Origin of the sequence: Streptomyces sp. GESEQ-4, from assembly GCF_017948455.1 — a bacterium.
Lineage (GTDB): Bacteria > Actinomycetota > Actinomycetes > Streptomycetales > Streptomycetaceae > Streptomyces.
In genome coordinates this window covers 31,859-57,959 of sequence record NZ_JAFFSU010000029.1, presented here as the reverse complement: position 1 = coordinate 57,959, position 26,101 = coordinate 31,859, and the positions used below count along the sequence as shown (strand labels likewise).

At 70.0% G+C, this 26,101-nt stretch carries 20 protein-coding genes; 6 read left to right on the top strand and 14 right to left on the bottom strand.

The genetic code is table 11. The features are described from left to right. Positions 1-28: 28 nt before the first annotated feature. On the top strand, positions 29-1,291 hold the full coding sequence (locus KCH48_RS35990) for an NAD(P)/FAD-dependent oxidoreductase (protein ID WP_210581233.1): 1,263 nt from the start codon (positions 29-31) through the stop codon (positions 1,289-1,291). Positions 1,292-1,394: 103 nt separating this feature from the next. Here the strand turns inward: KCH48_RS35990 and KCH48_RS35985 are convergent, their stop codons facing one another. Both KCH48_RS35985 and KCH48_RS35980 read right to left on the bottom strand, forming a co-directional pair. Then, a complete protein-coding gene (locus KCH48_RS35985; RefSeq protein WP_210581231.1) occupies positions 1,395-1,961 on the bottom strand; it encodes a DoxX family protein in 567 nt (188 codons plus the stop codon). Positions 1,962-2,081: 120 nt separating this feature from the next. Further along, positions 2,082-2,990 carry an aromatic prenyltransferase gene (locus KCH48_RS35980; protein WP_246886403.1) on the bottom strand — a complete coding sequence of 303 codons (909 nt, stop codon included), beginning with the start codon at positions 2,988-2,990 and terminating at the stop codon, positions 2,082-2,084. 287 nt (positions 2,991-3,277) lie between these two features. Here KCH48_RS35980 and KCH48_RS35975 point away from each other — a divergent pair, with 287 nt between their 5' ends. The 5 genes from KCH48_RS35975 (at position 3,278) to KCH48_RS35955 (ending at position 10,749) form a co-directional block, all read left to right on the top strand. Next, a complete protein-coding gene (locus tag KCH48_RS35975) occupies positions 3,278-4,186 on the top strand; it encodes an aromatic prenyltransferase (RefSeq protein WP_246886402.1) in 909 nt (302 codons plus the stop codon). Positions 4,187-4,241: 55 nt separating this feature from the next. Then, entirely contained in the window at positions 4,242-5,687 is a 1,446-nt protein-coding gene (locus KCH48_RS35970; RefSeq protein WP_210581229.1) for a DUF6851 domain-containing protein, read from the top strand. Between the two features lie 113 nt (positions 5,688-5,800). Next, positions 5,801-7,375 (top strand): DUF6851 domain-containing protein, encoded by a 1,575-nt coding sequence (locus KCH48_RS35965; protein WP_210581227.1) that lies wholly within the window; start codon positions 5,801-5,803, stop codon positions 7,373-7,375. 50 nt (positions 7,376-7,425) lie between these two features. After that, the gene (locus KCH48_RS35960) at positions 7,426-8,994 is read left to right on the top strand and encodes a DUF6851 domain-containing protein (RefSeq protein WP_210581225.1); all 1,569 of its coding nucleotides are present in this window, start codon (positions 7,426-7,428) and stop codon (positions 8,992-8,994) included. Between the two features lie 177 nt (positions 8,995-9,171). Next, positions 9,172-10,749, top strand: coding sequence for a DUF6851 domain-containing protein (locus KCH48_RS35955; protein ID WP_210581223.1), 1,578 nt, complete (start codon positions 9,172-9,174; stop codon positions 10,747-10,749). Positions 10,750-10,872: 123 nt separating this feature from the next. Here the strand turns inward: KCH48_RS35955 and KCH48_RS35950 are convergent, their stop codons facing one another. From KCH48_RS35950 to KCH48_RS35895, 12 genes are all read right to left on the bottom strand, one after another. Next, a complete protein-coding gene (locus KCH48_RS35950; protein ID WP_210581221.1) occupies positions 10,873-11,541 on the bottom strand; it encodes a TetR/AcrR family transcriptional regulator in 669 nt (222 codons plus the stop codon). Next, positions 11,538-13,100 (bottom strand): MFS transporter, encoded by a 1,563-nt coding sequence (locus KCH48_RS35945; protein ID WP_210581219.1) that lies wholly within the window; start codon positions 13,098-13,100, stop codon positions 11,538-11,540. Before KCH48_RS35945 ends, KCH48_RS35950 begins: the two co-directional genes overlap by 4 nt. A gap of 221 nt (positions 13,101-13,321) precedes the next feature. Continuing rightward, positions 13,322-14,923, bottom strand: coding sequence for an MFS transporter (locus KCH48_RS35940; protein WP_210581217.1), 1,602 nt, complete (start codon positions 14,921-14,923; stop codon positions 13,322-13,324). Between the two features lie 88 nt (positions 14,924-15,011). Beyond that, positions 15,012-15,266, bottom strand: a complete 255-nt coding sequence (locus KCH48_RS35935; protein ID WP_210581215.1) for a hypothetical protein — start codon at positions 15,264-15,266, stop codon at positions 15,012-15,014. Between the two features lie 448 nt (positions 15,267-15,714). Further along, positions 15,715-17,100: an MFS transporter gene (locus KCH48_RS35930; protein ID WP_246886401.1), complete on the bottom strand. Its 1,386-nt coding sequence runs from the start codon at positions 17,098-17,100 to the stop codon at positions 15,715-15,717. A gap of 95 nt (positions 17,101-17,195) precedes the next feature. Next, positions 17,196-18,467 carry a cation:proton antiporter gene (locus tag KCH48_RS35925; RefSeq protein ID WP_210581213.1) on the bottom strand — a complete coding sequence of 424 codons (1,272 nt, stop codon included), beginning with the start codon at positions 18,465-18,467 and terminating at the stop codon, positions 17,196-17,198. A gap of 146 nt (positions 18,468-18,613) precedes the next feature. Next, positions 18,614-19,363, bottom strand: a complete 750-nt coding sequence (locus KCH48_RS35920) for a helix-turn-helix domain-containing protein (protein WP_210581211.1) — start codon at positions 19,361-19,363, stop codon at positions 18,614-18,616. Between the two features lie 101 nt (positions 19,364-19,464). After that, on the bottom strand, positions 19,465-20,538 hold the full coding sequence (locus KCH48_RS35915; RefSeq protein WP_307841045.1) for a polyprenyl synthetase family protein: 1,074 nt from the start codon (positions 20,536-20,538) through the stop codon (positions 19,465-19,467). Positions 20,539-21,232: 694 nt separating this feature from the next. Continuing rightward, positions 21,233-21,655, bottom strand: a complete 423-nt coding sequence (locus KCH48_RS35910; RefSeq protein ID WP_210581209.1) for a hypothetical protein — start codon at positions 21,653-21,655, stop codon at positions 21,233-21,235. 59 nt (positions 21,656-21,714) lie between these two features. After that, on the bottom strand, positions 21,715-22,986 hold the full coding sequence (locus KCH48_RS35905) for a cytochrome P450 (protein WP_210581207.1): 1,272 nt from the start codon (positions 22,984-22,986) through the stop codon (positions 21,715-21,717). Positions 22,987-22,999: 13 nt separating this feature from the next. Next, the gene (locus KCH48_RS35900; RefSeq protein WP_307841044.1) at positions 23,000-23,956 is read right to left on the bottom strand and encodes an aromatic prenyltransferase; all 957 of its coding nucleotides are present in this window, start codon (positions 23,954-23,956) and stop codon (positions 23,000-23,002) included. 464 nt (positions 23,957-24,420) lie between these two features. Further along, on the bottom strand, positions 24,421-26,007 hold the full coding sequence (locus KCH48_RS35895; RefSeq protein ID WP_210581205.1) for a class I adenylate-forming enzyme family protein: 1,587 nt from the start codon (positions 26,005-26,007) through the stop codon (positions 24,421-24,423). Positions 26,008-26,101: the final 94 nt, after the last annotated feature.

Sequence of the window (26,101 nt, the reverse complement as noted above, 5' to 3'; positions counted from 1 at the left end):
CAGCTGCATCGGAACGGGAAGGTCTCATATGTCGTCCAATCTCTTCGGGTTTTCTGGCGATTTCGACGTCGTCGTCATCGGCGGCGGGCCCGCCGGCGCGACCACGGCGGCACTGCTCGCCAAACGCGGGCACCGTGTTCTCGTGCTCGACCGTGAGCGGTTCCCCCGGTATCACGTCGGGGAGTCCCTCATCCCCGGCGTGATGGTTCCCATGGAAGAACTCGGCCTCACCGAACGCATGGAGGCCAAGGGATTCGAGCGTAAATACGGCGGCACTCTGGTCTGGGGCAACAACGAGGTCCCGTGGAACTTCTCGTTCACCACCGGCGGCCGTATCCCGTACGCCTTCCACACCCGCCGCGCCGACCTGGACGCGCTGATCCTGGACCGGGCCCGCGAACTGGGCGCCTTCGTCGTGGAGGACGCGACGGTGAAGGAGGCCATCGAGGAGGACGGCCGCGTCGTCGGCGTCCGCTACGCCCTGCGCGGCCTGAACGGCACCCACGAGGCCCGGGCCCGCCTGGTCATCGACGCCTCCGGGCAGGCCCGCGTGCTCGGCCGCAAGTACTCCGAGGTCAACTGGAACGACCAGCTGCGCAACGTCGCCGTGTGGACGTACTTCGACAACTGCCACCGCCTGCCGGGCGACGAGTGGAGCAACATCCTCATCGAGGGCACCCGGGACGGCTGGTTCTGGGGCATTCCGATCGACAAGGGCGTCTTCAGCGTCGGCTACGTGACGCGTTCCGCGCTCGCGACCGAGTCCGACAAATCCCTCGAGGACCTCTTCGAGTCGGAGATCGCCCAGACCACCAAGCTGAAGGACCTCCTGCGGGACGCCACGCAGGCCGCGGGCTACCGCTCCGCGCGCGACTGGTCGTACACCAACGAGCACTTCCACGGCAACGGCTGGGTCCTGGTCGGCGACGCCGCCGCCTTCGTCGACCCGCTGTTCTCCACCGGTGTCGCGCTCGCGACCCTGGCGGGCAGCACGCTGTCCAAGGTCGTCGACCAGATACTGAACCACCCGGAGATCGAGGAGAAGGCACTGGACCGGTACTCCACGGCGTACCAGGACTTCTTCCACGACATCCGCCGGTTCGTCGAGGGGTTCTACGACCGCTCCAAGACCAAGGGCTTCTACTTCAACATGGCCCAGGACATGGTTGACCCCGACAAGAAGAACGACGCCGAGGTCGACTTCGTCAAGCTGATCTCCGGGCTCAGCGGGCGCCAGGGCGGCCTGTTCGAGCTGAACGTCGACGACCTCATCGAGACCGCCGGCGGCTGACACCGGGCCGGGCGGGCATGACAGGGCTCCTGGTGCGGAGGATCCTCCGCACCAGGAGCCCTGTCATGCCCGCCCGGCCGCCCGGCCGCCGGTGTGCGGCGGTTCAGCTGGCCCGGTCGGGCGCCGTCACGAGCCTGGAGCCGGCCGCGGACTGCGTCCGCTGGCGCCGGGTCTCCAGGACGGTCAGGGCCGGTGTGCCGGCGACCGGTTCGGCCGGCGCGGGCCGCTGCCGCTTCCCGGAATGGCCGGCGATGACCACAGCAGCCGACACGATCACCAGGTTCTTGAGGATGTACTGGCCCTCAAGGGTGCCGATGAAGAAGGATTCCCAGGTCTCCTTCGGAAACATGAAAAGGGGGGTGAACGTGCCCGCCATGTGCCCGAGGAGGACCATCGTCGTCAGAGCGGGCAGCCGCCCGCTGACGAGAAGCAGTCCGATCACCGTCTCCAGCGCACCGGTCACGACCGTCGCGGGCGTTCCCTCGATGATGCCGAACGTCAATCGCTCCACGGTTTCGGCGGCCAGCGATTCCGCCGGACTCACCCCCGGAAAGAACTTCGGCACTCCGAACCACAGGAAGATGATTCCTATGGAGATCCGGAGTGCCGTGATCCCGAATGAGGCACCGAGACCCTCGATGAAACGAGCAATTCGTCCATAGATGCGCATGGGCCTTGACTCCCCGCATTTTCTCACTTCTGACTGAATTACTCACGAGGCTGTCAGGATCCGCACAAGGATCGGTGGAGAAGCGGCAGAGCGAAACTATCGGGCCACCGGAGAAAGCCGTCAGGTGCCGGCGGGCGCGGAGCCGAGCAGGATCCTCGCCTCCAGGGAGCCCTCGGACAGCTGGTAGTACGTCTGGAGCTTGAAGTACTCCCCGCCGGTGTGGGACGCGACGTTGTAAAGGCCCTGGACGGCGCCGGGGTAGGTGTGGGAGACGTTCTGGGCGAACTTCTCGATGCCCGGCTCGACGGCGACGCGGTCGGCAAGTGCCCGCGCGTCGGGGACCATGGTGGCGAAGGTGATCCGCCGGATCTTCGAGGACTCCCAGTTCAGGGTGGTGTAGATGCCGACCGCCTGCCGGGCGAGGTGGAGCATGCGCGGACTCGGCTCGGGCAGGCCCAGATCGCGCAGCATCGCGCGAACGGTCTCGGGCTCGCGGCACTCGGCGGGGAACTGGAGGAAGTAGACGTTGACCGTGCGGCTCGGGTAGTCGATCCCGATCATGCTGTTCTTGTCGTCCAGGCCGTAGCGGGCGTAGAAGTCGAGGTTCTGGGACAGGCTGCGCGGCATGGACGGCAGGGCGGCGACCTTGGAGAGCTTCTGCAGGTTGTCGGCCGGCAGGAACGTCCAGGTCTTCTTGAAGCCGGCGACGACTCCGAAGTCGACGCCGTGGGCGGTCACCGGGAGGTGTTCCTGGACGTCCTCGAGCAGCGTGCCCACGGGGTGGTCCGTCGCCTCGGCGATGCCCTGCGACACCGCGTACAGGTAGGGGTTGACGTCCCCGGGCAGTGCCGTGAAGCGGCAGTCGAGGTCCTTTGAGCCGCGCGTGGTCACCCGGAAGGCGACCACGACCTTGTCCAGGTCGTACGCGGACAGGATGGGCTCGACCTTCTCACGCGAGGGGGATATGTCCAGCAGTCCGGCCGTTTCCTCGATGGCGCCGTAAAGACCTTCCATTCCTGTGCTGGTCATTCGTCCTCCAGTTTCCTTATGGGCTGAGCGGCGTCTTGTTAATCAGGCGGCCGGCCGGGTATGTGTTGTGCCTGCGGCCGGCGGCCCTATTGCTGAAGATCAGGGCCCGGCGGGCACGACACGCCCCATTTTCGTCACCCCGGGAAGTTTCAATGCCGGGGGCTGGGCGTGTCAAGGTGATCCATATTCTTAGTGTATTTCAAGTGACCTTCTAGCGGCGGCTGGTAGCGTGGCGGCGCAGGATTTCATGTGCATTCAATGACCGGCATCGACTGCTTGGAGTACTGATGTCCCCAGTCGTTTCGGCGGAAGAGCTGTACTCGGCCATCGAGGAATCGGCTCGACTGGTCGACGCACCTTTCTCACGTGACAAGGTCTGGCCGATCCTCACGGCATTCGAGGGGGGATTCTCTCAGGACGGCGGGGTAATTTTCTCTCTCCAGGCCGGTGAGGAGGTGGCGGAGGTCGAGTACTCGATCCAGGTTTCACCGGGGATCGAGGACCCCTATGCCCACGCTCTGGCGAACGGCTTCTTCACGGAGACGGACCACCCCGTCCGCGCCCTGCTCTCACAGGTCGTGGAGCTGGTCCCCACGAGCGAGCACTACATCGACTGCGGGATCGTCGGCGGTTTCAAGAAGATCTACGCCAACTTCCCGCACGCCCCGCAGAAGGTGTCGGCGCTGGCCGAGGTTCCCGCGATGCCGCGGGCGGTGGGCGAGAACCTGGAGTTCTTCGCCCGCTACGGTCTTGAAGACGTGGCGCTGGTCGGAGCCGACTGCAAGAACCGCACGGTGAACCTGTATTTCCAGCTCCCCGCCCACGTCGCCGGAAACCTGGAGCCGAAGACCGTCCGGGAAATGCTTCACGAAACCGGGATGAGCGAGCCGAGCGATCAGATGCTGGCGTACGCCGGCCGGGCGTACCGGGTGTATGTCACCCTCAGCTGGGACTACTCGGAGATCCTTCGGATCTCGTTCGCGCCGCAGCCGCGCCGCGGTGTCGACCTGGCAGATCTGCCCGCCCGGCTGGTGCCGCGGATCGCCGAGTTCATGCAGGCAACCCCGCACAAGTACGCCGGTGCCCTGATCAACGCCACGGCCGCCAAGTGGTCACGCGAAAAGGAATTCTTCGACCTCGCGTCGTACTACCAGGTCTCCCCCTTGCACCTGAAGGCAATCGAAGCACAGGAATAAAGGGCGCGCCCGCCTTGGAACGCGGCGCCCTCTTCCTCAAGAAAGGCCTCACCCCGTGACGACTTCCGGTCGCGCCCAACAGATACCCTTCGATTTCGACAACGGCAACTTCATCCGGGACCTGATCACCACCCACGGCAAAGGGGGCTATCCCCCGGCGGACGCCATGGCCCCGGGGGACGTGGCCACCTACACCTGGCTCACTCATCTGCTGCAGACCTCGTGGTTCGACGCGCTGGCCCCGTACCACCCGAGCGCGGTCGGCATCTGCTCGCGGATCCCCCGCCGTCCGGCCGAGGAGTCCGCGACCAACCGGAACAAGAACATCGCCGGCCTGCATGCCCTGTTCCAGGTCGTGCAGGCGGTGTTCGAGGAGCGGACGCCGGTGCTGCGGCAGGCGCTGACCGCGCTCGGCCTGGACCCCGACGACGAGTCGACGGACCTGACCTGCGCGGTCGGCATCGGCAACACGGCCGGCAGGTCGGTCGTCGCGGCCCGTGCGCACGACGGCATGAACGTCCTCGGTGACCGGGGCCGCGCGTACAACGGCCTGCCGTATGAGGACTACACCGGCTACCGGCCCGTCAACACGGCCGACGAGCTGGCCGACCCCTCGCGCTGGCAGCCGGCCACCGAGCCGCACCGCCGCCGCATCGACGGCGGGCCGGGCGACAAGGGAGTCTTCACCGCCCAGCGGTTCGCCACGCCGCAGCTCGCCCTGGTCACGCCGCAGACGTACAAGGACCCGGGCGCCTTCGACCTCGCCGCGCCCGGACACCTGGACCACACCGACGCGAAGGCGTACAAGGCCGCCGTCGACGAGGTCCTGGCGGCGTCGGCGCACCTCACCGACGAGCAGAAGGTGAAGGCGGAGTTCTTCGAGCACACGCCGCTGTCGGTGACCCTGTCGCCGCGTGCCGCCGCGATGGCGCACGACCTGGACCTGGACGGCTGGGTGCAGTTGTTCCTGGTGACCTCGGTCGCGCGGTTCGACAGTCTGATCGCCGCCTGGCACCACAAGCGCAAGCACGACGGCGTACGGCCGTTCAGCGCCGTTGGGCACGTGTACGGCAGCGACCCGGTGACGGCGTGGGGCGGGCCCGGCAAGGGCACGGTCGACGACATCCCAGCCGACGAGTGGACCGGCTACCTGCCGGTGGGCAACCACCCCGAGTACCCCTCCGGCTTCACCGCGCTGTGCGCCGCCCAGGCGCAGGCGGCCCGCAGCTTCCTCGGTGACGACGTCCTCGACTGGACGCACACCTTCCCGGCCGGCTCGGCGCAGAAGGAGCCGGGGGCCGTCCCGGCCGCCGATCTCGAGCTGAGCTGGCCGACCTGGAGCGACTTCGAGAAGGACTGCGCCAACAGCCGGGTGTGGGCCGGTGCGCACTTCAAGGAGACCGTCGAGGCGTCCCTCGCGTTCGGCACGCAGTTCGGGCACCTGGCCCACGAGTTCGTCCGGCGCCACATCGACGGCGACGTAGGCGACGTAAAGGACTGACCCTTCTTTTCCGCTTTCGCCCTCGCGGCGGCGGGCACACCGGCGAGGCCCACGAACACGGCACGGCTCTCGCGCGACCGATCTGTCTTCCCCCTCGTAAAGGACATTGACTCATGACGACGTCCGGACGTTCTCCCGTCCCCGGTTTCGGCCTGGGCCGCAGATCTCTGCTGTTCGGCGGGCTCGGCGCCGCCGCGACCCTGACGGTGAGCGGGCTGGCTTCCGGCCCGGCCGCCGCGGCCCAGAGCGCCGCGCCGGCCGCGGTCGATTTCGACCTCGACACCGACAACTTCATCGAGTGGGCGCAGCCCAGCGACGACATGGCCGGCAAGTCGCCCAACGGGGACCTGTTCGGGCCGATGGACGTGACCGTCTTCCTGTGGATCAACCGCCTCACGGCGCTCGCGGTGTTCGACGCGCTGGCGCCGTACCACGAGAGCGCGGTCGGCATCTACTCGCGCATCCCGCGCCGCCCTTCCGGGGAGTCGGCCACCAACCGGAACATGAACACCGCCGCCGTCCATGCCACGTACCAGATCTGGAAGCGGGTCCTGCCGTCGAAGATGGCGAACACGCGGGCCATGATGACCGGGATGGGCCTGGACCCCGACGACACCTCGGAGAACCTGACCAGCCCGGTCGGCATCGCCAACGTGGCCGCCAAGGCCGTGTGGGAGGGCCTGAAGAACGACGGCATGAACTTCCTCGGCTACGAGGGAGGCCGCACGTACAACCCCCGCCCCTGGGCGGACTACACCGGCTACCGGCCCGTGAACACCGCCTTCGAGGTGTCCGACCCCTCGCGCTGGCAGCCGCAGCTGGGCCCGCACAACGGGCGCCGGCTGGGCGGCGGCAACGGCGACATGGGCATCTACGTCGCCCAGCACATGGTCACCCCGCACCTGCGCAAGGTGAAGGCCCACATCTTCACCGACCCCTCCCGGTTCCGTCTCGCCCCGCCCGTGCACGTCGACCACACCCGGCCGCGGGACTACCGGCGCTCGGTGGACGAGATCCTCGCGGCGTCGGCGCACCTGACCGACCGGCAGAAGATGCTCGCCGAGGTCATGGACAACAAGGTCTGGGGCATCGGCCACTCGGCGATCGTCATGGCCCGCAAGCACACCGGCGAGCTGGGCATGCACGGGTGGATCCACTACATGCTGGAGCACATCCTGGCCACGTTCGAGCCGACGATCGTCGCCTGGCACCACAAGGTCGTCTACGACGCCGCGCGGCCGTTCACCGCCGTCAAGCACGTGTACGGCAACCGCAAGGTGAGGGCCTGGGGCGGACCCGGCAAGGGCACGGTCGACGACGTCCGCGCCTCCGAGTGGGCCAGCTACCTGGGCGTCAGCGACCACCCGGAGTACCCGTCGGGCTCCACGACGATCGCCGCCTCCTCCGCGCAGTCCGCGCGCCGCTATTTCGGCACCGACACCCTGGACTGGAAGTTCACGATCGCCGCCGGCGCGTCGCTGGTGGAGCCGGGGACCACCCCGCACGGCGACCTGCCGGTGCACATCCGCACCTGGAGCGAGTTCGCGCGGATCTGTGCCGACAGCCGGGTGTGGGGCGGCGTCCACTTCAGCAAGACGGTCGAGCGGTCCCTTCAGCTCGGTGAGCAGTTCGGCGACCTGGCCCACGAGTTCGTCCAGAAGTACGTCAAGGGCACCGTCAAGGGCTGATGCCTTCCCTCCACCCGCGCAGCCTCCTCTTCAAAGGACAAGGAACAGTCATGACGACGTCCGGACACACTGTCCCCGGCTCCGCTGTGGGCCGCAGATCGCTGCTGCTCGGCGGTGCCTCGGCCGCGGTCCTGTCCACGCTGGCCTTCCCCCGCGTGGCCGGTGCCGCCACGAGCGACGAACCGATCAAGATCGACTTCGATCTGGACAAGGGCAACTACATCAAGTGGGCCCAGCCCCAGGACGCGCAGGCCGGTCTGGAGGGCAGGCTGGCGTTCATCGGGCCGATGGACGTGACCGTCTTCCTGTGGACGAGCCGCACGGCGATGCTGGCGGTGTTCGACGCGCTGGCGCCGTACCACGAGAGCGCGGCCGGCATCTACTCGCAGATCCCGCGCCGCCCCGCCGCCGAGTCCGCCACCAACCGCAACATGAACATCGCCACCATCTACGCCCAGATGGGCATCTGGAAGCGCATGCTGCCGCACGACACGGCGGGCATACGGCAGCTGATGGCCGCGTTCGGCCTGGACCCGGACGACACCTCGGAGGACCTGACCAGCCCGGTCGGCATCGGCAACGTGGCCGCCAAGCACGCCTGGAACGCCCTGAAGAACGACGGCATGAACGTCCTGGGCTACGAGGGCCGCACGTACAACCCCCGCCCCTGGGCGGACTACACCGGCTACCGGCCCGTCAACACCGCCTTCGAGGTGAGCAACCCCTCGCGCTGGCAGCCGCAGCTGATCCCGCACAACGGCCGCCGGGCCGGCGGCGGCCCGGGCGACATGGGCATCTACGTCGCCCAGCACTTCATCACCCCGCAGGCCGGCCGGACCAAGTCGCTCCTGTTCAAGGACCCGGCCCAGTTCCGCCTGGCCCCGCCCGCGCACAGCGACCACACCGACGCCCGCGCCTTCAAGCGCTCGGTGGACGAGATCGTCGAGGCGTCGGCCGATCTCAACGACGAGCGCAAGGCGCTCGCGGAGATCATGGAGAACAAGCTGTGGGGCATCGGCTACTCGTCGATCGTCATCGCCCGCAAGTACGACCAGGACGACCACATGGGCGTGCACGGCTGGGCCCAGTGGATCCTCCAGCACCTCCTGGCGACGTTCGACCCGCTGATCGCCGCCTGGTACCAGAAGGCCCGCTACGACGCCTGCCGTCCGGTCACCGCGGTCCGGCACGTGTACGGCAACCGCAAGATCACCGCCTGGGGCGGACCCGGCAAGGGCACGGTCGACGACATCCGCGCCTCCGAGTGGCGCAGCTACCTGACGGTGGGTGACCACCCGGAATACCCGTCGGGTTCCACGACGCTGTGCTCGGCCACCTCGCAGACCGCGCGGCGCTTCTTCGGCTCCGACGACCTGGACTGGACGATCGACTACCCGGCGGGGTCGACGCTGGTGGAGCCGGGACAGACCCCCGGCAAGGACCTGTCGATCCACTTCGCCACGTGGACCGAGTTCAGCCGCGCCTGCGCCGACAGCCGGGTGTGGGGCGGCGTCCACTTCCAAAAGACCGTCGACCGGTCGCTCGCGTTCGGTGAGCAGTTCGGCGACCTGGCCCACGAGTTCGTCCAGCGGCAGGTCAAGGGCGACGTCAAGGACTGACCGCCTGCCACCGCGGCGGCGGGCCTCATCCGCCTGCCGCCGCGCTCTGCCCGCGCCGGCGGGGCCACAAGGCCAGAAGGCCACGGCGCGGCCACGACATCCCGTTCCTCATGAAGAGCCCCTGGTGCAGGTGCGCCCGCACCAGGCCCTTCCCTGCCAAGAAGAAGGAAGACGATCATGACGACGTCCGGACACACTTCTGTCTCAGGCTCCTCGCTGGGCCGCAGAACACTGCTGGTCGGCAGTGCCTCGGCGATGGCGCTGTCGACGCTGGCCTTCTCCCGCACGGCCGGTGCCGCAACGAGCGATGAGCCGCCCCAGATCGACTTCGACCTGGACAAGGACAACTACGTCAAGTGGGCCCAGCCCACCGACGACCAGGGCGGCAAGTACTCGCCCAGCCTGGAGTTCATCGGGCCGATGGACGCGACCGTCTTCCTGTGGACGAACCGCGCGGCGATCCTGGCGGTGTTCGACGCGCTGGCGCCGTACCACGAGAGCGCGGTCGGCATCTACTCGCAGATCCCGCGCCGCCCCGCCGCCGAGTCCGCCACCAACCGCAACATGAACATCGCCACCATCTACGCCCAGCTCGGCATCTGGAAGCGTCTGCTGCCGCGCAACGTGGGCCGCCTGCGGCAGCTGATGACCGCGTTCGGCCTCGACCCCGACGACACGTCGGAGAACCTGACCAGCCCGGTCGGCATCGGCAACGTGGCCGCCAAGAAGGCCTGGGCGGCCCTGAGCCGGGACGGCATGAACGTCCTCGGCGACGAGGGCGGCCGCAGGTACAACCGCCAGCCCTGGGCGGACTACACCGGCTACGAGCCCGTGAACACGCCCTACAAGCTGGTCAACCCCTCGCGCTGGCAGCCGCAGCTGGGCCCGCACAACGGCCGCCGGGTCGGCGGCGGCCCGGGCGACATGGGCATCTACGTCGCCCAGCACTTCGTGACCCCGCAGATCGGCCGGACCAAGGCCCACATCTTCACCGACCCCTCCCGCTACCAGCTCGCCGCGCCCACGCACATCGACCACACCCGGCCGCGGGAGTTCAAGCGCTCGGTGGACGAGATCATCGAGGCGTCGGCCACGCTCACCGACGAGCGCAAGGCACTCGCCGAGATCATGGACAACAAGCTGTGGGGCATCGGCTTCTCGTCCATCGTCGTCGCCCGCAACCACGACAAGGACGACACGCTGGGCGTGCACGGCTGGGCCCAGTGGACGCTGCAGAGCATCCTGGCGACGTTCGACACGCTGATCGCCGCCTGGCACCAGAAGTTCAAGTACGACGCCTGCCGCCCCATCAGCGCGGTCCGGCACGTGTACGGCCGCAGCAAGATCACCGCCTGGGGCGGTCCCGGCCTGGGCACGGTCGACGACATCCGCGCCTCCGAGTGGGCCAGCTACCTGCCCGTGAGCGACCACCCGGAGTACCCCTCGGGCTCCACGTCGATCTGCGCCGCCGGGTCGCAGACGGCGCGGCGCTTCTTCGGCTCCGACGACCTGGACTGGACGATCGACTTCCCGGCCGGCTCGATGCTGGTGGAGCCGGGAGCCGCCCCCGCCAAGGACCTCAAGATCTTCCTGCCCACCTTCACCGAGCTCGACAAGGCGTGTGCCCGCAGCCGGGTGTGGGGTGGCGTCCACTTCGGCAAGACGGTCGAGCGGTCCCTGGACTTCGGCAGGAAGTTCGGCGACATGGCCCACGAGTTCGTGCAGCGGCAGGTCAAGGGCGACGTCAAGAACTGACCCCCGCCCGCCGCGGCATCCCGTTCCTCAGAAAGGGCCCGACGGTCCTGACGAGCAAGGGGGCCTCCCGGCACTCGGTTTGCGAGTGCCGGGAGGCCCTGTCGCGTGTCGCCGGGGGAAACGTCACGCGACGTCTGGTGCGGCGGCCCGGCGCCCGACGGCGCCGGGATGCTCCAGCACCGCCAGGGCCCGTTCGATCATCTGGACCAGGTCGGTGTCCTCGCCGTGGTCCGCCCACAGCACCTGGTGGAAGGCGCCCGTCACGGCGCCGACCAGGACGCAGAGTTCGAGGTTGTCCGCGGGCAGGCCCAGGCGTTCGGCGCACACCCTGCTCACGGACTCGACCCACCGGTCCTGTTCCTCGCCCACCAGGGCCCGTATCGCGGGCACCCGGCGCACGAGCTGCCGCCGCCACCGGTACTCCTCGCTGAAGTCCTCGGCGAGTCTGCGCACCATCTCGGTCACCACCGCCCGCAGGGCGGCCAGCGGTGGCTCGTGGGCAGGGCGCTCGCGCAGGAAAGCCATACTGAACTGGGCGTAGTCGTCCGCCAGGACGATGTGCTCCTTGCTGGGGAAGTAGCGGAAGACCGTGCTCGGCGACACCTCGGCCGCCGCGGCGATCTGCTCGACGGTGGTGCTGTCGTATCCCCGCTCATCGATCAGCCGGCGGGCCGCCTCACGGATCGCCTGGCGGGTGCGCAGCTTCTTGCGTTCGCGCAGGCCGAGGCCGGCTTCGGCGACGGCGATCGACGGCCCCGGTGCGCCGGCCGTCGCCGAGGGCATACGGCTCATGGCCGCGCGCCGTCCGCCAGGCCGGGCAGCGCCTCGGGCAGCGGCCGCACCTCTGCCTCCGCTGCCTCCTGCGCGGTCTTGCCGGTCTCCCGGCTGTCCGGCAGCTTGACGGCGGCGAGGACGGCCGCGACGATGCCGGCGATGCCGCAGAGCAGCAGCACCGTGCCCATGCCGTGGACGAAGGCGGACTCGGCGGAGGCGGCCAGAGCGGGCAGGTCGAGCTGTCCGGCGACCGTCTGCGCGGCCACCACGGACTCCTCGGCGGCCCCGGCCGCCTCGGGCGGCACCCCGCCGGTGTCGAGCCGGCCGGTGAACACGGCGTTGAGGACACTGCCCAGCAGGGCGATGCCGATGGCGCCGCCGACCTGGCGCAGCGTGGTGTTCAGGCCGCTGCCGGTGCCCTCCTTGCCCTTGGGCAGCACCCCCAGGGCGGTGTCCAGGGCCGGCACCATCACCAGGCTCACGCCCAGGCCGGTGAGGACCATCCACACCACGGTGAAGCCGTAGCCGGTGGCGGTGTCCGTGGTGCTGCCGAGGAACATCGCCAGGGACATGATGAGCAGGCCCGCGACCACCAGCGGCCGGGTGCCGAGCTTGAGGGTCAGCGGCGGCACGATCTTGGCGACGACGATCATGCCGGCCACCAGCGGCATCATGCGCACGCCGGTGCCGAAGGCGTCGTGGCCCTGGATGACCTGGAGGTACTGCGGCAGCACGAACATCAGGCCCATGAACACGAACGTGCCGAGGATGAGGAAGACCGTGTTCCAGCGGAAGGTCGGGTTGCGCAGCAGCTCCAGGTCCACCATCGGGCGGGGCAGGCGCTGCTCGCGCAGCACGAGGCCGACGACCATCAGCACACCGCCGATCATCGAGCCGAGGATGACCGGGTCGCCCCACCCCTGGGCGGGCCCTTCGATGACGCCGTAGACGAAGGCGCTGAGACCGAGGATGCCCAGCACCGTGCTGATCATGTCGACCCGGGGGGCCGTGGGGTCCTTGGTCTCGGGGATCAGCAGGGCGCAGGCGATGATGCCGATGGCGACCAGCGGGATGTTGATGACGAAGACAGATCCCCACCAGAAGTGATCGAGCAGCCAGCCGCTGATCAGGGGTCCGAGCGGCAGGCCGATCGAGACACCCACGGTGATGATCGCGATCGCCTTGGTCTGCTCCTCGCCCTTGAAGAGGGTCGGGATGGTGGACAGCGTGAGCGGCATGATCAGCGCGGCGCCCAGGCCCATGACCGTACGGGCCCCGATGAGCGCGCCCGGGGTGTCCACCAGCATTCCGATGACGGAGCCGCCGAGGAAGATCACGAGCCCGGTGAGCAGCAGTTTGCGCCGGCCGAAGCGGTCACCGAGGAAGCCCGCGGGAAGCATCGCGGCGGCGTAGACGACGGCGTAGGAGTCGACGATCCACTGCAGCTCACCCTGGGAGGCGCCGGTTTCGGCGGCGAGGGTGGGCAGGGCGACGTTCAGGATCGTCGTGTCGAATCCGATGACGAGGACGCTGATGGTCAGGCCGATCAGCGCCAACCAGCGATTTTTGACAGCCATAGGTAAAAGATGGCCACTGTCACTTGAGAGTGGATTGAGTTCCGGTGGAGCCGCGCACGACCGTGGCCTCCGCCTGGTCCCGTGTCCGCGTGGCGGAGCACAGGATCAAGCGGAGGCCACTGTTCGGCACGCGTCCGGTTCAGTGCGGTCACGACCGGTGCGCGTACCGTTCCTTGCGTTCTTGTGCGGTCACCGGGTGAGGGCGACCCGTTCTTGTGCGGTCACCGGGCGAGGGCGACGGTCTCGGTGTCCGCTGCCTCGTCCGGCGCGGCCTCGGCGGTGGTCTTCTTCGGGCCGCGCAGGGCGATGTAGATGAGCAGCACGCCCATGACGGCGACGCCCGCCCACATGGACTGCTGCCATCCGTCGACGTAGGACTGCTTTGCGGCGTCGGCCAGGGCCTGCGCGTGTGAGCCTGCGCCGCCCGAGGCCTCGATGGCGTTGGCGATGCCTTCCCGTGCGGTGCCCGCGGTCTCCTCGGGGATGCCCTGCAGCCGGTCGTCGATGGCGTTGCGGTAGCCGGCCGTCAGGATGGCGCCGAGCATGGCGACGCCGAGCGCGGTGCCGAATTCGCGGGTGACGTCGTTGAGGGCGGAGGCGACGCCCTGCTTCTCACGCGGCAGGGAACGGGTGATGGCCTCGGTGGAGGGCACCATGGAGAAGGCCAGGCCCAGGCCCATGACGATGATGCCGGGCAGGATCGACAGGTAGCCGCCGTCGACGGAGACGAACAGGGCCATGAGCGCCAGGCTGACACCGATCAGCGCGATTCCCAGGCTCATGGTCGGGCGGGGGCCGATCTGCGCGGCCAGCCTGGGGGCCAGGCCGGAGGCCGCCATCATGGCGACGGCCAGGGGCATCAGCGCCGCCGCGGACAGCAGGCCCGACCAGCCGAGCACGGCCTGCAGGAACGGGAAGAGGACCACGGCGATGCCCGCCTGGACACCGAAGACCACCACCAGCGTGATCGATCCGCCGGCCAGGCCGCGCTCCCGGAACAGGCGTACATCCAGCAGGGATGCCTCCCGCAGGCGCAGCTCCCAGGCCACGAAGCCGGCCGTGGCGATGAGGCCGACGGCGAGGCTGACCAGCGTCACGGGGTCGGTCCAGCCGCGCTCCGGTCCCTCCTGCAGGACGAAGGTGAGGGCGGCCACGGCGACGACGGACACCAGCGCGCCGACGGTGTCGAAGGCGTGGGGGGACCGCTCGTGGGAGTTGGGAACCGACTTCAGCGTCATGGCCAGGGCGATGACGACCAGGGCCACGGGCAGGGCGAACAGCCAGCGCCAGTCGGCGGCGTCGACGAGGAGGGCGGAGAGGAACATGCCCAGGATGCCGCCGCCTCCGGCGACGCCGGTCCACACGCCGATCGCCTTGCCGCGCTGCTCCTCGGGGAAGGTGGAGGTGATGACGGCCAGGGTGATCGGCATGATCACCGCGGCGCCGATGCCGCCGGCCACGCGCGCGGCGAGCATCACCTCGGCATTGGGGGCCAGGGCCGCCACCACGCTCGCGACGCCGAAGACGACCAGCCCGGCGATCAGCATGGGCTTGCGGCCCAGGCGGTCACCGATCGCGCCGAGCGGCAGCAGCAGGGCGGCCAGGGCCAGGGTGTAGATGTTGATGATCCACAGGACCGTGTTCTGCGAGGTGTCGAAGTCGACGGCCATCTCCGTCTGGGCGACGTTCAGCCCGGACACCGACGCCATGACGGCCATCAGCGCCACCGAGACGGTGATCAGGATCGCGCGCAGCTGACGCGCGTCCAGCGCGCCGCCGCCGCTCCCGTCGGCGGGTGCCACCTGTGCGGGGTTCGTACTCATGGATTCCTCTCCGAAAAGGGCATGCGGCATCGGCGCCGGAGCAGGACCGGTCGCCGGGGCAGGGGCAGGTGGGTCGCGGGCCCGGAGGTCAGGTGGTGGCTCCCTGTGCCGCGGCGCGGGCCGCGCCGGTGTCAGCGGGGGCCGGCGGGGCGTCGATGCGGGAGACGGCCAGGGCGCCGGCGGCGGCGCCGGGCCGGGCGGTCGGGTCGGTGGCGTGGCCGGGCAGCTCCTGCACCGGCGGCTGCAGGCCCTTGGCGCGGGCCGGTATCCGGGGGGCGATGGCGCGGATGCGGCGGGCCACGGCCTGGCACACCCGTGCGCCGGCGCCGGAATCGCTGTTCATGACGTCCTGCACCGAAGCCCGCGGAGAGCGTCGCGGCGGCGCCGGAATCGGGGTTCCGCCGCAGCTCACCGGTAACGGCGCCGGTGTCGGCGGCCAGGGTGGGGGATGCGCCGACCTGTACTTTTTGACAGCCATGGGTAAATGGTGGCAGCTGCCACTTGAGAGCCGGTGGAGCTTTGGTGGACCGTTCCTCATCAGTGAGCAGGAGCGGGTCCTGGACCCATTCCTGGTCGCTGCGGACACCCCGGCCGGTGTGGGGTGTCCTGGTTGCCCCGTGCGCCTGCCGCCCAGCGCGGCCAGGTCGCCTCGGCCGCGTACTGAGCGTCGCCCGCGCTGCCCACGATCCGGTGGGCGATCGCGCACAGCAGCGGCCCCGGCTCTTCGAACTTCTGGGCGGATCCCGTACGTGCCGAGGAACGTCGGGTCCGGTTGCCTGGCTCCAGGCCGGTCACGGCCCCTTGGAAACGAGGTCCGCGAGCGGCCGGGACCCGGCGTGCGGCTCAGCCCGCTGCTGCCGGCTGCGGGTCTGCAGCATCAGCGTGGCCAGGAGGCCGATCGCGACGGGCACGGCGAGGACGAGGAGGACCTTGGCCAGCGGCCAGCCCGCGTCGACCATGATGCCGCCGAGCAGACCGCCGGCCAGCGGGCCCAGCTTTCCCGCGCTGTTGGCCCAGCTCACTCCGGTGGCGCGGGCGAACGGCGGGTAGGTGACCGCGGTGACCGCCTGCAGCACGGAGGTGGCCGCCGGGAGGCAGAGCCCGAGGAGGAACGCCGTGGCGAGCAGCCAGGCGAAGTGGCCGGCCCACAGGGCAGCCGCCCCGAGGCCGAGTGCGGTCATCGCCCACAGGGCCGCCAGCACCCGGAACCGGTCGAACCGCTTGAGAACGAAGGACACCGAGAGCTGCCCGATCAGGCCGCCCCACCCGAACGCCGCGACGGACATCGCGGCCTTCGACTCCGACAGGCCCCCGCGCTCGGCCAGTTCGGGCAGATAGGTGATGATCACGAACGCGGCGCCCTGGCCGAGGAAGAAGCACAGCCACAGCAGGAGGGTGGTGCGGGCAAGGCCCCGGGACAGGATGACCCGGGGGGCGGGCTTGGCGCCCTTGTCCGCCGCGCTTCGGTTCCAGTCGATGCGGGACAGGTCCTCGCCCGGAGCGACGGCGGCGAGGGCGGTGCGCAGCCGTGCCGGCGGCCGCCTGCGGGCGGCGAGCACGCTCACGGACTCCGGAACCAACCGGACGAGCGCCGGGAGCAGCAGCAGCGGGGCGATCCCGCTCACCACCAGCAGGGCGGGCCAGCCGAAGGCGGGCGTGATGACCGCGGAGAGGATGCCGCCCAGGGTGGTGCCGGCCGTCACTCCGGCGAAGGCGAGTGCGACCATCTGGACCCTGCGCCTGGCGGGCATCCAGTCCGCGACCAGAGCCATCATGGTCGGCAGCACCGCACCGAGGCCCAGGCAGGCCACGACGCGCAGCGCGGCGAACAGGCCGATACCGTCCGCGAGTCCCATGGCGGCCGTGCCCAGGCCGAAGGCGGCGGTGCCCACGACGGTGACGCCCTTGCGCCCGTACCGGTCGGCGAGCGGGCCGGCGGCCACACCCCCGGCGATCATCGCCAGAACGCCCAGCGTCACGGTCGCCGTCACGGTGTCGCCGCTGATGGCCCAGTCTTCCTTGAGCCGGGGGTAGACGAAGGCGACGACGGAGGTGTCCAGCCCTTCGGCCACCATGGTGAGCAGGCCCACCGCCACGATGAGCCGCTGCCCGCGGCTCATCGGCCTCTGGTCGAGGAATTCTTGCGGACCCACTGTCGCCGGGGCATCCGCGGTCATGGCGGCTCCTTTCGTCTGAAGGTTTCGTCTGAAGGTGCGGAAAACGTGCGGGAGCACGGATCGGTGCGGCCGGCGCGTCGTGCGCGGGCCGGCGGCTAGGCGGCTGTGCCGACCGTGCCTGCCGTGCGTTCGGAGACGCCGGGCGGCGCCTGGGCGGCGCCTGCCGTGGGGCGGCCGAGGATCCAGTTGAGCAGCGGGCCGGTCATCGCTGTCGTGACCACGGCCATGACGACCATGAGCGAGTACAGGTCCGGTCCGAGGAAGCCCAGTTGCAGGCCCGCGTTCAGGACGATGAGTTCGGTCAGGCCGCGGGTGTTCATCAACGTGGCGAGCGCGGCGGACTGCCGCGGCGGCATCCGGTTCAGCCGGGCGGCGGCGAACGCGCCGATGAACTTGCCGCCGACGGCGACGATCAGGATCAGCGCCAGGGCTCCCAGGCCGCCCAGGCCCAGCTGCGAGAGGTCGACCTGGAGACCGGAGACCAGGAAGAACACCGGCAGCAGCAGGGTGGCGGTCATCTGCCCGAGGCGGTCGTGCACCTGGGTGCGCAGCCGTTCGGTGCCGGTGCGCGGGAGGATCGCGCCGAAGAGGAAGGCGCCGAATATGTAGTGCAGCCCCACCCACTCGGTGGCGGCGGCGGACAGCAGCAGGCCCGCCAGGACGTACGCGAACACCGCCGGGGTGAGCCGCAGTCCGGGCCTGCGGACGGCGTAGCGGTGCAGCAGGGGGCGTACCACGAAGAGCATGCCCAGCAGGTACGGGACGGCGAGCAGCACGCGCCACTGGTCCGCGCCGCCCGAGCCGCTGACGGCGATCACGGCGGCGAGCAGGGTCCAGGCGAGGACGTCGCCGATGGCGGCGCAGGCCACTGCCATCGCGCCCAGCGGGGTGTGCGTCATCTGCCGGTCGGTGAGGATGCGGGCCAGCACCGGGAACGCCGTGATCGACATGGCGATGCCCATGAAGAGCATGAATGCCGTCCTGTCGCCGGTGCCGTAGTCGTCCGCCAGGTGGAGCGCCAGGAGCATGCCGAGGCCGAAGGGCACCAGGATGGAGCTGATCGAGACGGTGGTGGCGAGGCCTGTGTTGCCGCGGAGCATCGCGGCGTCCACCTCGAGGCCGACGATGAACATGAAGACCGCGACGCCGACCGCGGCCAGTGCGCTGAGCAGCGGCCTGATGTCGGCCGGGAACAGGGTGTCGGAGAGTGCCCCGTCGAGGAAGGTCGGTCCCAGCGCGATGCCGGCCAGGACTTCGCCTATCACCGCCGGCTGGCCCAGCCGTCGGGCCAGGACGCCGAGCAGGCGGGCCAGAATGACGATGGCGGCGAGGCCGAGGAGAAGTGACGTGGTCTGATGCGTGTTCATCCGTGCTGTCTCCGTAAGCCGGGGTGTGCTGCACGGCCCGGGCCAGTGGCGCGGGCGGGCAGGCAAGGCAGGGCGGCGTGAGGTGGTGGGGGCAGGGACGGCCGGGCGCTGACGGGTGTGGGGCCGGGGCGGGCCCGGCCCCGGGGTCAGGCCGCCAGCGGCTGCGGGGCGATGCCCATCAGGGCGGAGAGGATCGGCGGGCGGGTCCAGTCCATCGGGGACAGGGTGATGTCGAGGGGGTGCCCCGCACCGCCCGCCACCCGCACCGGGCCCACGGTGGCCGTCAGCACGGCGCCCTCCGCACCGGCGGCGCCGTCGCCGCCGGCGGTCACGGCATGGATGTACCAGGTGCCCTCGGGGATCCGGGCCAGTGTGAAGCGTCCCGGCGCGAACGCGTTGCTGAAGGACACGGGGACGCCTTGCAGGATGGCGCCGTCGAAGGCTCCGACGCGGACGGTCGACAAGCCGGCGCCGGCGGTGCGCAAGACCCCCGTCACCGAGCCGGTGGGCCGGACCGACCGCGTCGCGGTCGGCGCCGCGTCGGGCACCGCCGGCTCGCACGGGTCGCCCACGGCTGCGAGCGACAGCTTGCGGTACTGCGTGGGGGAAAGCCCGACCGACTCGGTGAAACGGCGGGTGAAACTCCCCGTGCTGCTGTATCCGACCCGCGCGGCGACGTCGGCGACATTGAGGTCGGTGCTCAGCAACAGGCGCTTGGCCTCCTGTAGCCGTACCGCGGTCAGAAACCGCCCGGGAGTGACACCGGTGACCCGGCTGAACACCCTCAGGAAGTGGTACTTGCTGACCATGACGCTCTGCGCGAGGTCATCGAGGGTGAGGGGCTCGCCGTAGCGTTCGCGGATGAGGGTGACGGCGTGCTGTACCACATGCTCCATGAAGGGCGCTCCTGGTCGCGGTCATTCGTCCAGTACTGCCGCCGGAGTTCTCGAAGAGGCTGCCGGGCAGCCACGGCCCGACCGGAAAGCGCAGGCGGGTTTTAGTTGTTGCGGTAGGTGACGCGCACGGCCATGTCCGCCAGTTCGTTGCGCCACACCGGGGCGACGGGCGCGTCGGCGATGGCCTTGCGGCCCCGCTCGACAAGGTCGGCGATGTGCTGCTCGACGTCTTCGGGAACCCCGGTGTCCAGGAGCCGGCGGCGCACCTCGTCGGGGGTGTGCCCGGGCTCCGTCATCAGCACGCGGATGCGCTCGTCGCGCTGCATCGCCCAGCCGAGCAGCAGCGTCATCTTGTGCTGGCTGAAGTCGAGGCCTGCGGGCTTGCCGGTCTCGGCGGAGTCCCCGAACGCGTCCAGCAGGTCGTCACGGAGCTGGAACGCCTCGCCGACCGCCTCGCCGTACTCCATGAAGGCGGCGGCAAGGTCGGCCCGGTCCGCCCCGCCCGCGCCCATGACCAGCGGCCGGTGAATGGTGTAACGGCCGGACTTGATCAGGGCGATCAGGCGGGAGAGGCGGGGGTCGACCGAGAACTCGGCGGCCGCGGTGACGTCCAGGCACTGGCCGACGTGTACTTCGGAGCGCAGGCCGTGCCACTCCGCGCGCACCCCCGGCGGCGCCTGGGACATCAGCTCGTCCGAGTAGACGAGTGCCAGGTCACCGATGAGGATGGCCATGCCCTCGCCGTAGCGGCGGGCCTCGCCGCGCCAGCCGCGGTCCTGGTGGAGTGCGGAGAAGGCCGTGTGCATGGTCGGCTTTCCGCGCCGCTGGGCGGAGTTGTCCAGGACGTCGTCGTGGATGAGGGCGGACACGTGCAGCATCTCCAGGCCCGCGGCCGCCGCCACGATCCCGGGATCGCCCGGATCACCGCCGGCGGCGAGGTAGCCGGTGATGCAGAAGGCGGGCCTAATCCGCTTGCCGCCCGACGTGACCAGCTCGGACAGCGTGTCGAGGACGAGGGCCGCCCGTTCATCGACCCCGGCGAAGCGCTCGCGTTCGGCCGCGAGGAAGGAGCCCAGCCGGTGCTCCACCCGCTGGAGCAGGTCATCAGTGATACGGCGCACGGAGGCGGTCGTCTCCTGGCCGGTGGCGGGCCTGGAGGTCACGTCGGTAGTCACTGCCTGTCTCCTTGGAAGGGACGAATGAGCACGTGAGGCGGGGGTGGTGCAGGCACGGCCGGGCCCGGACCCGGAGGGCCGGCGGGTCCGGCGGGATGTCTGCCGCCATTCAAGGGGCGAGCGGTCGGGTACGCCTTGAGCGCTCAGCGACAGCCCGCCGCCGAACGGGCCGAGAAGGCGCCGTGCCGGCCCGGGGCATCCCCCGCTCAGGGCGCCGATACGCGGCTCACGCCGGCACCTGCTCCCCGAACTGCCGGGCCGGCGCGCGGCGTTGCGCCTTCAGCGTGGCGGTCCGGGGCAGCTCGCGGCCCGCGGGATCTGGACGGGCGCGGCGAGCCGGGGCAACCGGGCGGTGGCGGGCCGGCGGCCCGCATCCAGCGGCCCGCATCCAGCGGCTGGTCGTCGACGGCGCAGATCACCGGGCCCGGCTCGTCTCCCGGGGCCTTCGCCGCGGACCGTGGCTGTGCCGTGGTGTGTGTGGCGTCTTGCTCGACCGCCCGTCCTGCCGCTCTGCCGTGCCCCGCGCTTGTCCGACCGCGCCGACCGGGCCCGTCCGGGCCGGTCCGGGGTGAGGCTGCGTCGCCGGCCGTCGACGGCCGGTGGGCGAACGGTCCGTGCTGACTGGTTCGTCGGGCCGGTCAGCGACCCGCGGCAGGCGCCGCCGCACGCGGTATCGGCCGGCTGTGACCCCGTGCTACGGCCGGGGGCGCTCATTTCCCTGCCACCCGTGGGTAGTTGGGACAGTCCAGGCGTACGCGGCACGGTGGCCCTCTCGCGTCCGGAGCACCAAAGCGTGCGTTGCCTCATGCGCGAGCAGCGTCGAGTTCACCTCCAGCGGCAATCCGTCCAGCTCCTGCTGGGCGGCATACACCGCGAGGAAGGCGGCAAGCCCCCGTACCCCGCCGCCTGCCGGCCCCGGCGCGGTGAGCGGGACGCCCTGCCCCAGTCCGGCCGAAAGCGTGCCGTGCGCCCGCAGCGCGGCTGCTGCCAGAGCACCGGGCGGGCGGTGGCCGCGGCCCGGGTCCGCGCCCGCCATGGAGCAGGCCTCGGCCCAGGCCCGGGAGGCGATCTCGGCCTTCCGGGCGGGCGTCGTGGGCGTCGTGGTGGGCGTCGGCATGACAACACTCCTCGGCTTGTCCGTACGGTTGTTGCTTCCGGTGCGCCCCGCCTGGAGAACTACCGCGGCTGAGGGACCATGAGAAGGCGGCGGGGATGAAGCGTGGTCTCCGCCGCTTTACGGATCCGGCTGCCGGCCTCGACGGTCAGCTGCCATTCCTGTACCACTGCGCCCAGGAGGATTTCGAGCTCTTTCCAGGCGAACGATTCCCCGATGCACCCTTTCGCGCCCGTCCCGAAAGGAATGTATGAGGCTTCGCCCGCGGCCGGCCGGATCGAGAGCCACCGGTCCGGATCGAACCGGTGCGGGTGGGGGTAACGGCCGGGATCTCTGTGCAGGAGATACGAACTGAACAGCATGTGGGTGCCCTCAGGGAATGAACGCTCACCCAGCACGACATCCGTAAGGGCCTGCCGGCACGTGATCCACACCGGCGGGTAGAGCCGCAGGATCTCCATCAGGAACCGGAGGGTATAGCTGGCCGGCCCCTGCCCGTGAGCCGGTGCGATGCTTCCGCCTGCCTGCTGCGCCATATCCTTGAGGACCTTTTCTTCGATCAGGGGTTCCTCGGACATCACATACAGAGCCCAGGACATCACGGATGCCGTGGTGACCGTGGCCGCAGTCAGCAGCATGACCGCCTCGGCGCAGACCTGCTCCGCCGTCAGAACGGGAGTGCCGTCCTTTCCGGAATCCGACAGAAGCGCCGACAGATAGTCCCCTCCGGGGCCCGGCGAGCGCAACTGGCCGGCTATGCAGGCGGCGAGCAGCGTGCGGAAGTCCTCATATGCCCGCCAGAGCCGCTCGGACGACCTCTGCCGCTGTGATCGCGCGGCCGCTTTTCCATGGAGCGGCTTTCTGATCATTTCCCAGGACAGCACGGCGAGGCGTTCACCGAGGATCGCCGACATGTCCGGCGGCAGAGTATGGAACATGGTACTCAGGGCGATTTTGGCGGAGACCCGGCACATCTCGGTCTGGATGTTCACGGCCTGCCCGGGGCGCCACGAGGTCACCGCGGCACGGGCGATCTCACGCATGACCGGGGCGTAGTCGGCGACCACCGCGGTACGCAGGTGCGGATGGGCCAGTCGCCGGTAGTGCCGGTGCACGGACTCGTCCTGCGCGAGGAGCCCCGCTCTGCTGAGGTTCCTGGCCTTCTGGAAGAGTTCGCCCTTTCCGTAGTTCTTGCTGTCCTTGACCAGTATGCGGTGGACCAGGGCCGGATCCATGACGAATTCCGCACGGACGCCGTCCACCGTCACCGTGCGGATCGAGTGGCCCCGCAGGAGATTCTCCAGCCGGCTGAACTGAAAGACTGCCGATTCCATGGGACGGCCCGGGCTACGCGGCATCTGCGGCAGCGTCGGCCGACGGCATCAGATCCAGTCGGCTGCGCGGCCGGAACCGGTAGTACGACTGGAGCTTGTAGTACTCCTCGCCGGACTTCGTCATGGCCGCGTAGACCATCTTGGGGTCGTCTACGCCGTACGGGACGCTCCTGACGAATCGTTCGATCTTCGGGCCGAGCCGGGCGGGCAGCGACAGCGGATCCTGGGTCTTCACGCTGAAGGCGATCCGCTCGATCTTCGCAGTGTCCCAGTTCAAAGTGGCGTAGAACCCGAACGCCTTCTCGCAGAACCTGAGCATCTGTTCGCTCGGGTCCGGGATTCCTATGTCACGGTGCATCGTCAGGAGGGCCTGCGGTTCGCGGAGTTCGGCCGGGAACTCGGTGAAGTACAGATTGACCGTCCTGCTGTGGTGGTCGATCCCTATCACGTCAACTCTGTCGTCCAGGCCGCGGTCGGCGAAGAAACTGGCGTTTGAGGCCAGGCTGCGGGGCATCGACGGAATGCCGCAGAGCTTCGAAAGGCTCTGATACTCGCTCTCCGGGAAGTACACCCAGGTTTTCCTGAATCCGCCCACGACCCCGAAATCAACGCCATAGAGGTCGACGGGGCATCGCTGCTCGATGTCCGAGAGCAGCAGTTCCACGGGATGCCCGGTCTCGGTGATGAGGCCGGCGGACCGGGCGCGGACATACGGATCGACGTGCGTGGGAACCGTGAAACGGCAGTCGAACTCTCCTTCATGGCGCTTGTTGGTCGCCACCCGGAAAGCAATCAGAGCCTGCGGGAGTACGTCCTCGTACGCGGTCAGAACGGGCCAGATCTTGTCACGCGAGCACGTCACGTCGAGGAGTCGGGCCGATTCTTCGACGTCCGAATAAAGATCTGCCAGCTGAGCGGTTCCCGACATTCTTCCTCCAAGCGACGATCTCGGCATATGGTGCAGGCTCACGTGTTGGCCGGTGATGCACAGCCCGCCGGACGCGCCTGCCGCCCGAGGCGACCGGATCGGACAGCGCGACGACCGCCCGTCGAGCACGTGCGGCGGGGCGCGGTGAACGGCAGACGAGCGAGCCCGGCCGGGCAGGACGTGCAGGCCGCGGGCAGGCCCCCGGGCTCTGCAACCCGCCCGGTTCACGTCGGTTTCAGTGGCGTGAGCGACAACCGGCAGCGAGCCGGCAGTGACGCACCGGCCGGCCGGCTCCGCCGTGTCCGCGACGCCGCCGCGGCCGGCGGGGTCGCCGCACGGGTCGCGCGGGTGCGCACCCGCGCGGGCCCGGTTCCGCGCCCTTTGCACACCGTCGTTGCACCGGGTCCTCCCCCCTGGCAGCGGCAGCCGGTCCGGCAGCAGAATCCGGCGGCGTCCTTGGGTGTCCGCCTACGCCGCCTCGGACAGTCAGGTGGCTGCGTGGCGGGTCACGCCCGCCGCTCCCGCTCCTGTTCGAGCCGGCGGGCCAGGGCCAGCCGCTGCACCTTCAAGGTGGCGGTCCGCGGCAGTTCGGCCTGCGGGATCTGGACGGGGTCGGCCAGCTGGGGGAAGCCGGCGACGGCCGCGCGCCAGCGGCCCGCATCCAGCGGCTGGTCGTCGACGGTGCAGATCACCGGGACCGCCTCGCCGTCCGGGCCCTGCACCACGACCAGTTCGCTCAGCTCGCTCAGCTCGCCCAGCACGACGTCCTCGATCTCCAGGGAGCTGCGCACCCCGGGGATCATGTCGACCTCCCGGTCGAGCATGTGCAGGCAGCCGAACCGGGTGCGGTAGCCGACGTCGCCGGTGCGCCACCACTGGCCGTTGCGGTTGGTGTCGTAGCGGTCCTGCTCGGCGAAGTAGGTCTTGGCGATGCCGTCCCAGGCGACCTCGATGAAGCCGGGGCTCTGCTCGGACGGCGCCCTGCCGTCCCGGCTCACCACGCGGATCCTCGCGGCGCCGTGCGGCATGGCCCAGCCGACGCAGCGCCCGTTGGCCTTGTGGGCGGAGTGGCGGAAGTAGGCGCGGCCGACGGCCGGACCGACCTCGCTCTGCCCGTAGATCTGGAAGAACAGCGCCCCGCGCCGGTCGGAGGCCTTCAGCAGCCGGCTCATCGTCCCGGGGTGGATCGCGTCGAAGGTGCTGCTGAAGACCTTCACCGACCCGAACGGCGCTCGCGGGTCCTCGGCCAGCCCCTCCCACTCCATCAGCGAGTTGGGCAGCGCCTCGATGAAGGCCGGCCGGTGCTCGATGAGCTGCTCGGCGACGTCGGCGGGGTCCGACTCCCGCATGAGCAGGACCGGGTACTGCTTGAGCAGGGCCAGGGACATCGCCGCGACCATCCGCGAGTGCACGAAGGGCACGTGGATCGCGACGGTCTCCTTCTTCCGCATCAGGGACAGCAGCCGCCACTGCGGTACCAGGCGGATGCCCTGCGTGCGGGGCGTGTGCACCACGAGTTTGGGAATCCCGGTGGTGCCGGAGGTGTGGGTGATCACGGCGGCCTCGTCGATCGGCCGGACGACCGGCCTGACCCGCGGCGCCCCGGCGAGCTCGGCGAGCGGCAGTGCCCCCGGCCGGTGACCGCTGGAGGAGATCACCCGCTGGGTGATCTCCTCCAGCGGCACCTCGGCGAGGACGTCGAGCTTGGCCGCGTCGGTGAGCAGGGTCGGCCGGCCGACCCGCTTGAGCAGGACGGCGACGGTCGCGGCGTCCAGGGCCGGCGACAGGTTCACCACGACCGCGCCGATGCGGGACACCGCGGCGGCGAGCATCCAGTGGTCGGCATTGGCCCTCTTGTAGAGCACGACGCGCTCGTCGGGCCGGACACCGGCCGCCCACAGGCGGGCCGCCAGGTCGTCCACGTGCTCGGCGTACTGAGCCACCGTCAGGCGCCGCCCCACCTCGGGCAGGACGTCCAGGTCGTGGTCGAGGCTGATAGGTGTCGACGGGTTCACGGCCGCGGCCATCTCCGGCAGCAGGCCGATGTGCAGACCGCGCTTCTGTATCGATTTGTAGGCTGTGGAGCCCTTCATGGGGACTGTCTCCTTCGGGGGCACGTCGCGAGGTCAACGGCGCACGGTGCTCGATGCGGGGCAAGGGGGGGCCGGGCCTGTGGTGGCCACAGGC

What these genes read in the sequence shown, in the direction of transcription:
- KCH48_RS35990 (WP_210581233.1), top strand. Translation starts at nt 29, where the DNA reads ATGTCGTCCAATCTCTTCGGGTTTTCTGGCGATTTCGACGTCGTCGTC.
- KCH48_RS35985 (WP_210581231.1), bottom strand. Translation starts at nt 1,961, where the DNA reads ATGCGCATCTATGGACGAATTGCTCGTTTCATCGAGGGTCTCGGTGCC.
- KCH48_RS35980 (WP_246886403.1), bottom strand. Translation starts at nt 2,990, where the DNA reads ATGACCAGCACAGGAATGGAAGGTCTTTACGGCGCCATCGAGGAAACG.
- KCH48_RS35975 (WP_246886402.1), top strand. Translation starts at nt 3,278, where the DNA reads ATGTCCCCAGTCGTTTCGGCGGAAGAGCTGTACTCGGCCATCGAGGAA.
- KCH48_RS35965 (WP_210581227.1), top strand. Translation starts at nt 5,801, where the DNA reads ATGACGACGTCCGGACGTTCTCCCGTCCCCGGTTTCGGCCTGGGCCGC.
- KCH48_RS35960 (WP_210581225.1), top strand. Translation starts at nt 7,426, where the DNA reads ATGACGACGTCCGGACACACTGTCCCCGGCTCCGCTGTGGGCCGCAGA.
- KCH48_RS35955 (WP_210581223.1), top strand. Translation starts at nt 9,172, where the DNA reads ATGACGACGTCCGGACACACTTCTGTCTCAGGCTCCTCGCTGGGCCGC.
- KCH48_RS35950 (WP_210581221.1), bottom strand. Translation starts at nt 11,541, where the DNA reads ATGAGCCGTATGCCCTCGGCGACGGCCGGCGCACCGGGGCCGTCGATC.
- KCH48_RS35945 (WP_210581219.1), bottom strand. Translation starts at nt 13,100, where the DNA reads ATGGCTGTCAAAAATCGCTGGTTGGCGCTGATCGGCCTGACCATCAGC.
- KCH48_RS35940 (WP_210581217.1), bottom strand. Translation starts at nt 14,923, where the DNA reads ATGAGTACGAACCCCGCACAGGTGGCACCCGCCGACGGGAGCGGCGGC.
- KCH48_RS35935 (WP_210581215.1), bottom strand. Translation starts at nt 15,266, where the DNA reads ATGAACAGCGATTCCGGCGCCGGCGCACGGGTGTGCCAGGCCGTGGCC.
- KCH48_RS35930 (WP_246886401.1), bottom strand. Translation starts at nt 17,100, where the DNA reads ATGACCGCGGATGCCCCGGCGACAGTGGGTCCGCAAGAATTCCTCGAC.
- KCH48_RS35925 (WP_210581213.1), bottom strand. Translation starts at nt 18,467, where the DNA reads ATGAACACGCATCAGACCACGTCACTTCTCCTCGGCCTCGCCGCCATC.
- KCH48_RS35920 (WP_210581211.1), bottom strand. Translation starts at nt 19,363, where the DNA reads ATGGAGCATGTGGTACAGCACGCCGTCACCCTCATCCGCGAACGCTAC.
- KCH48_RS35910 (WP_210581209.1), bottom strand. Translation starts at nt 21,655, where the DNA reads ATGCCGACGCCCACCACGACGCCCACGACGCCCGCCCGGAAGGCCGAG.
- KCH48_RS35905 (WP_210581207.1), bottom strand. Translation starts at nt 22,986, where the DNA reads ATGGAATCGGCAGTCTTTCAGTTCAGCCGGCTGGAGAATCTCCTGCGG.
- KCH48_RS35895 (WP_210581205.1), bottom strand. Translation starts at nt 26,007, where the DNA reads ATGAAGGGCTCCACAGCCTACAAATCGATACAGAAGCGCGGTCTGCAC.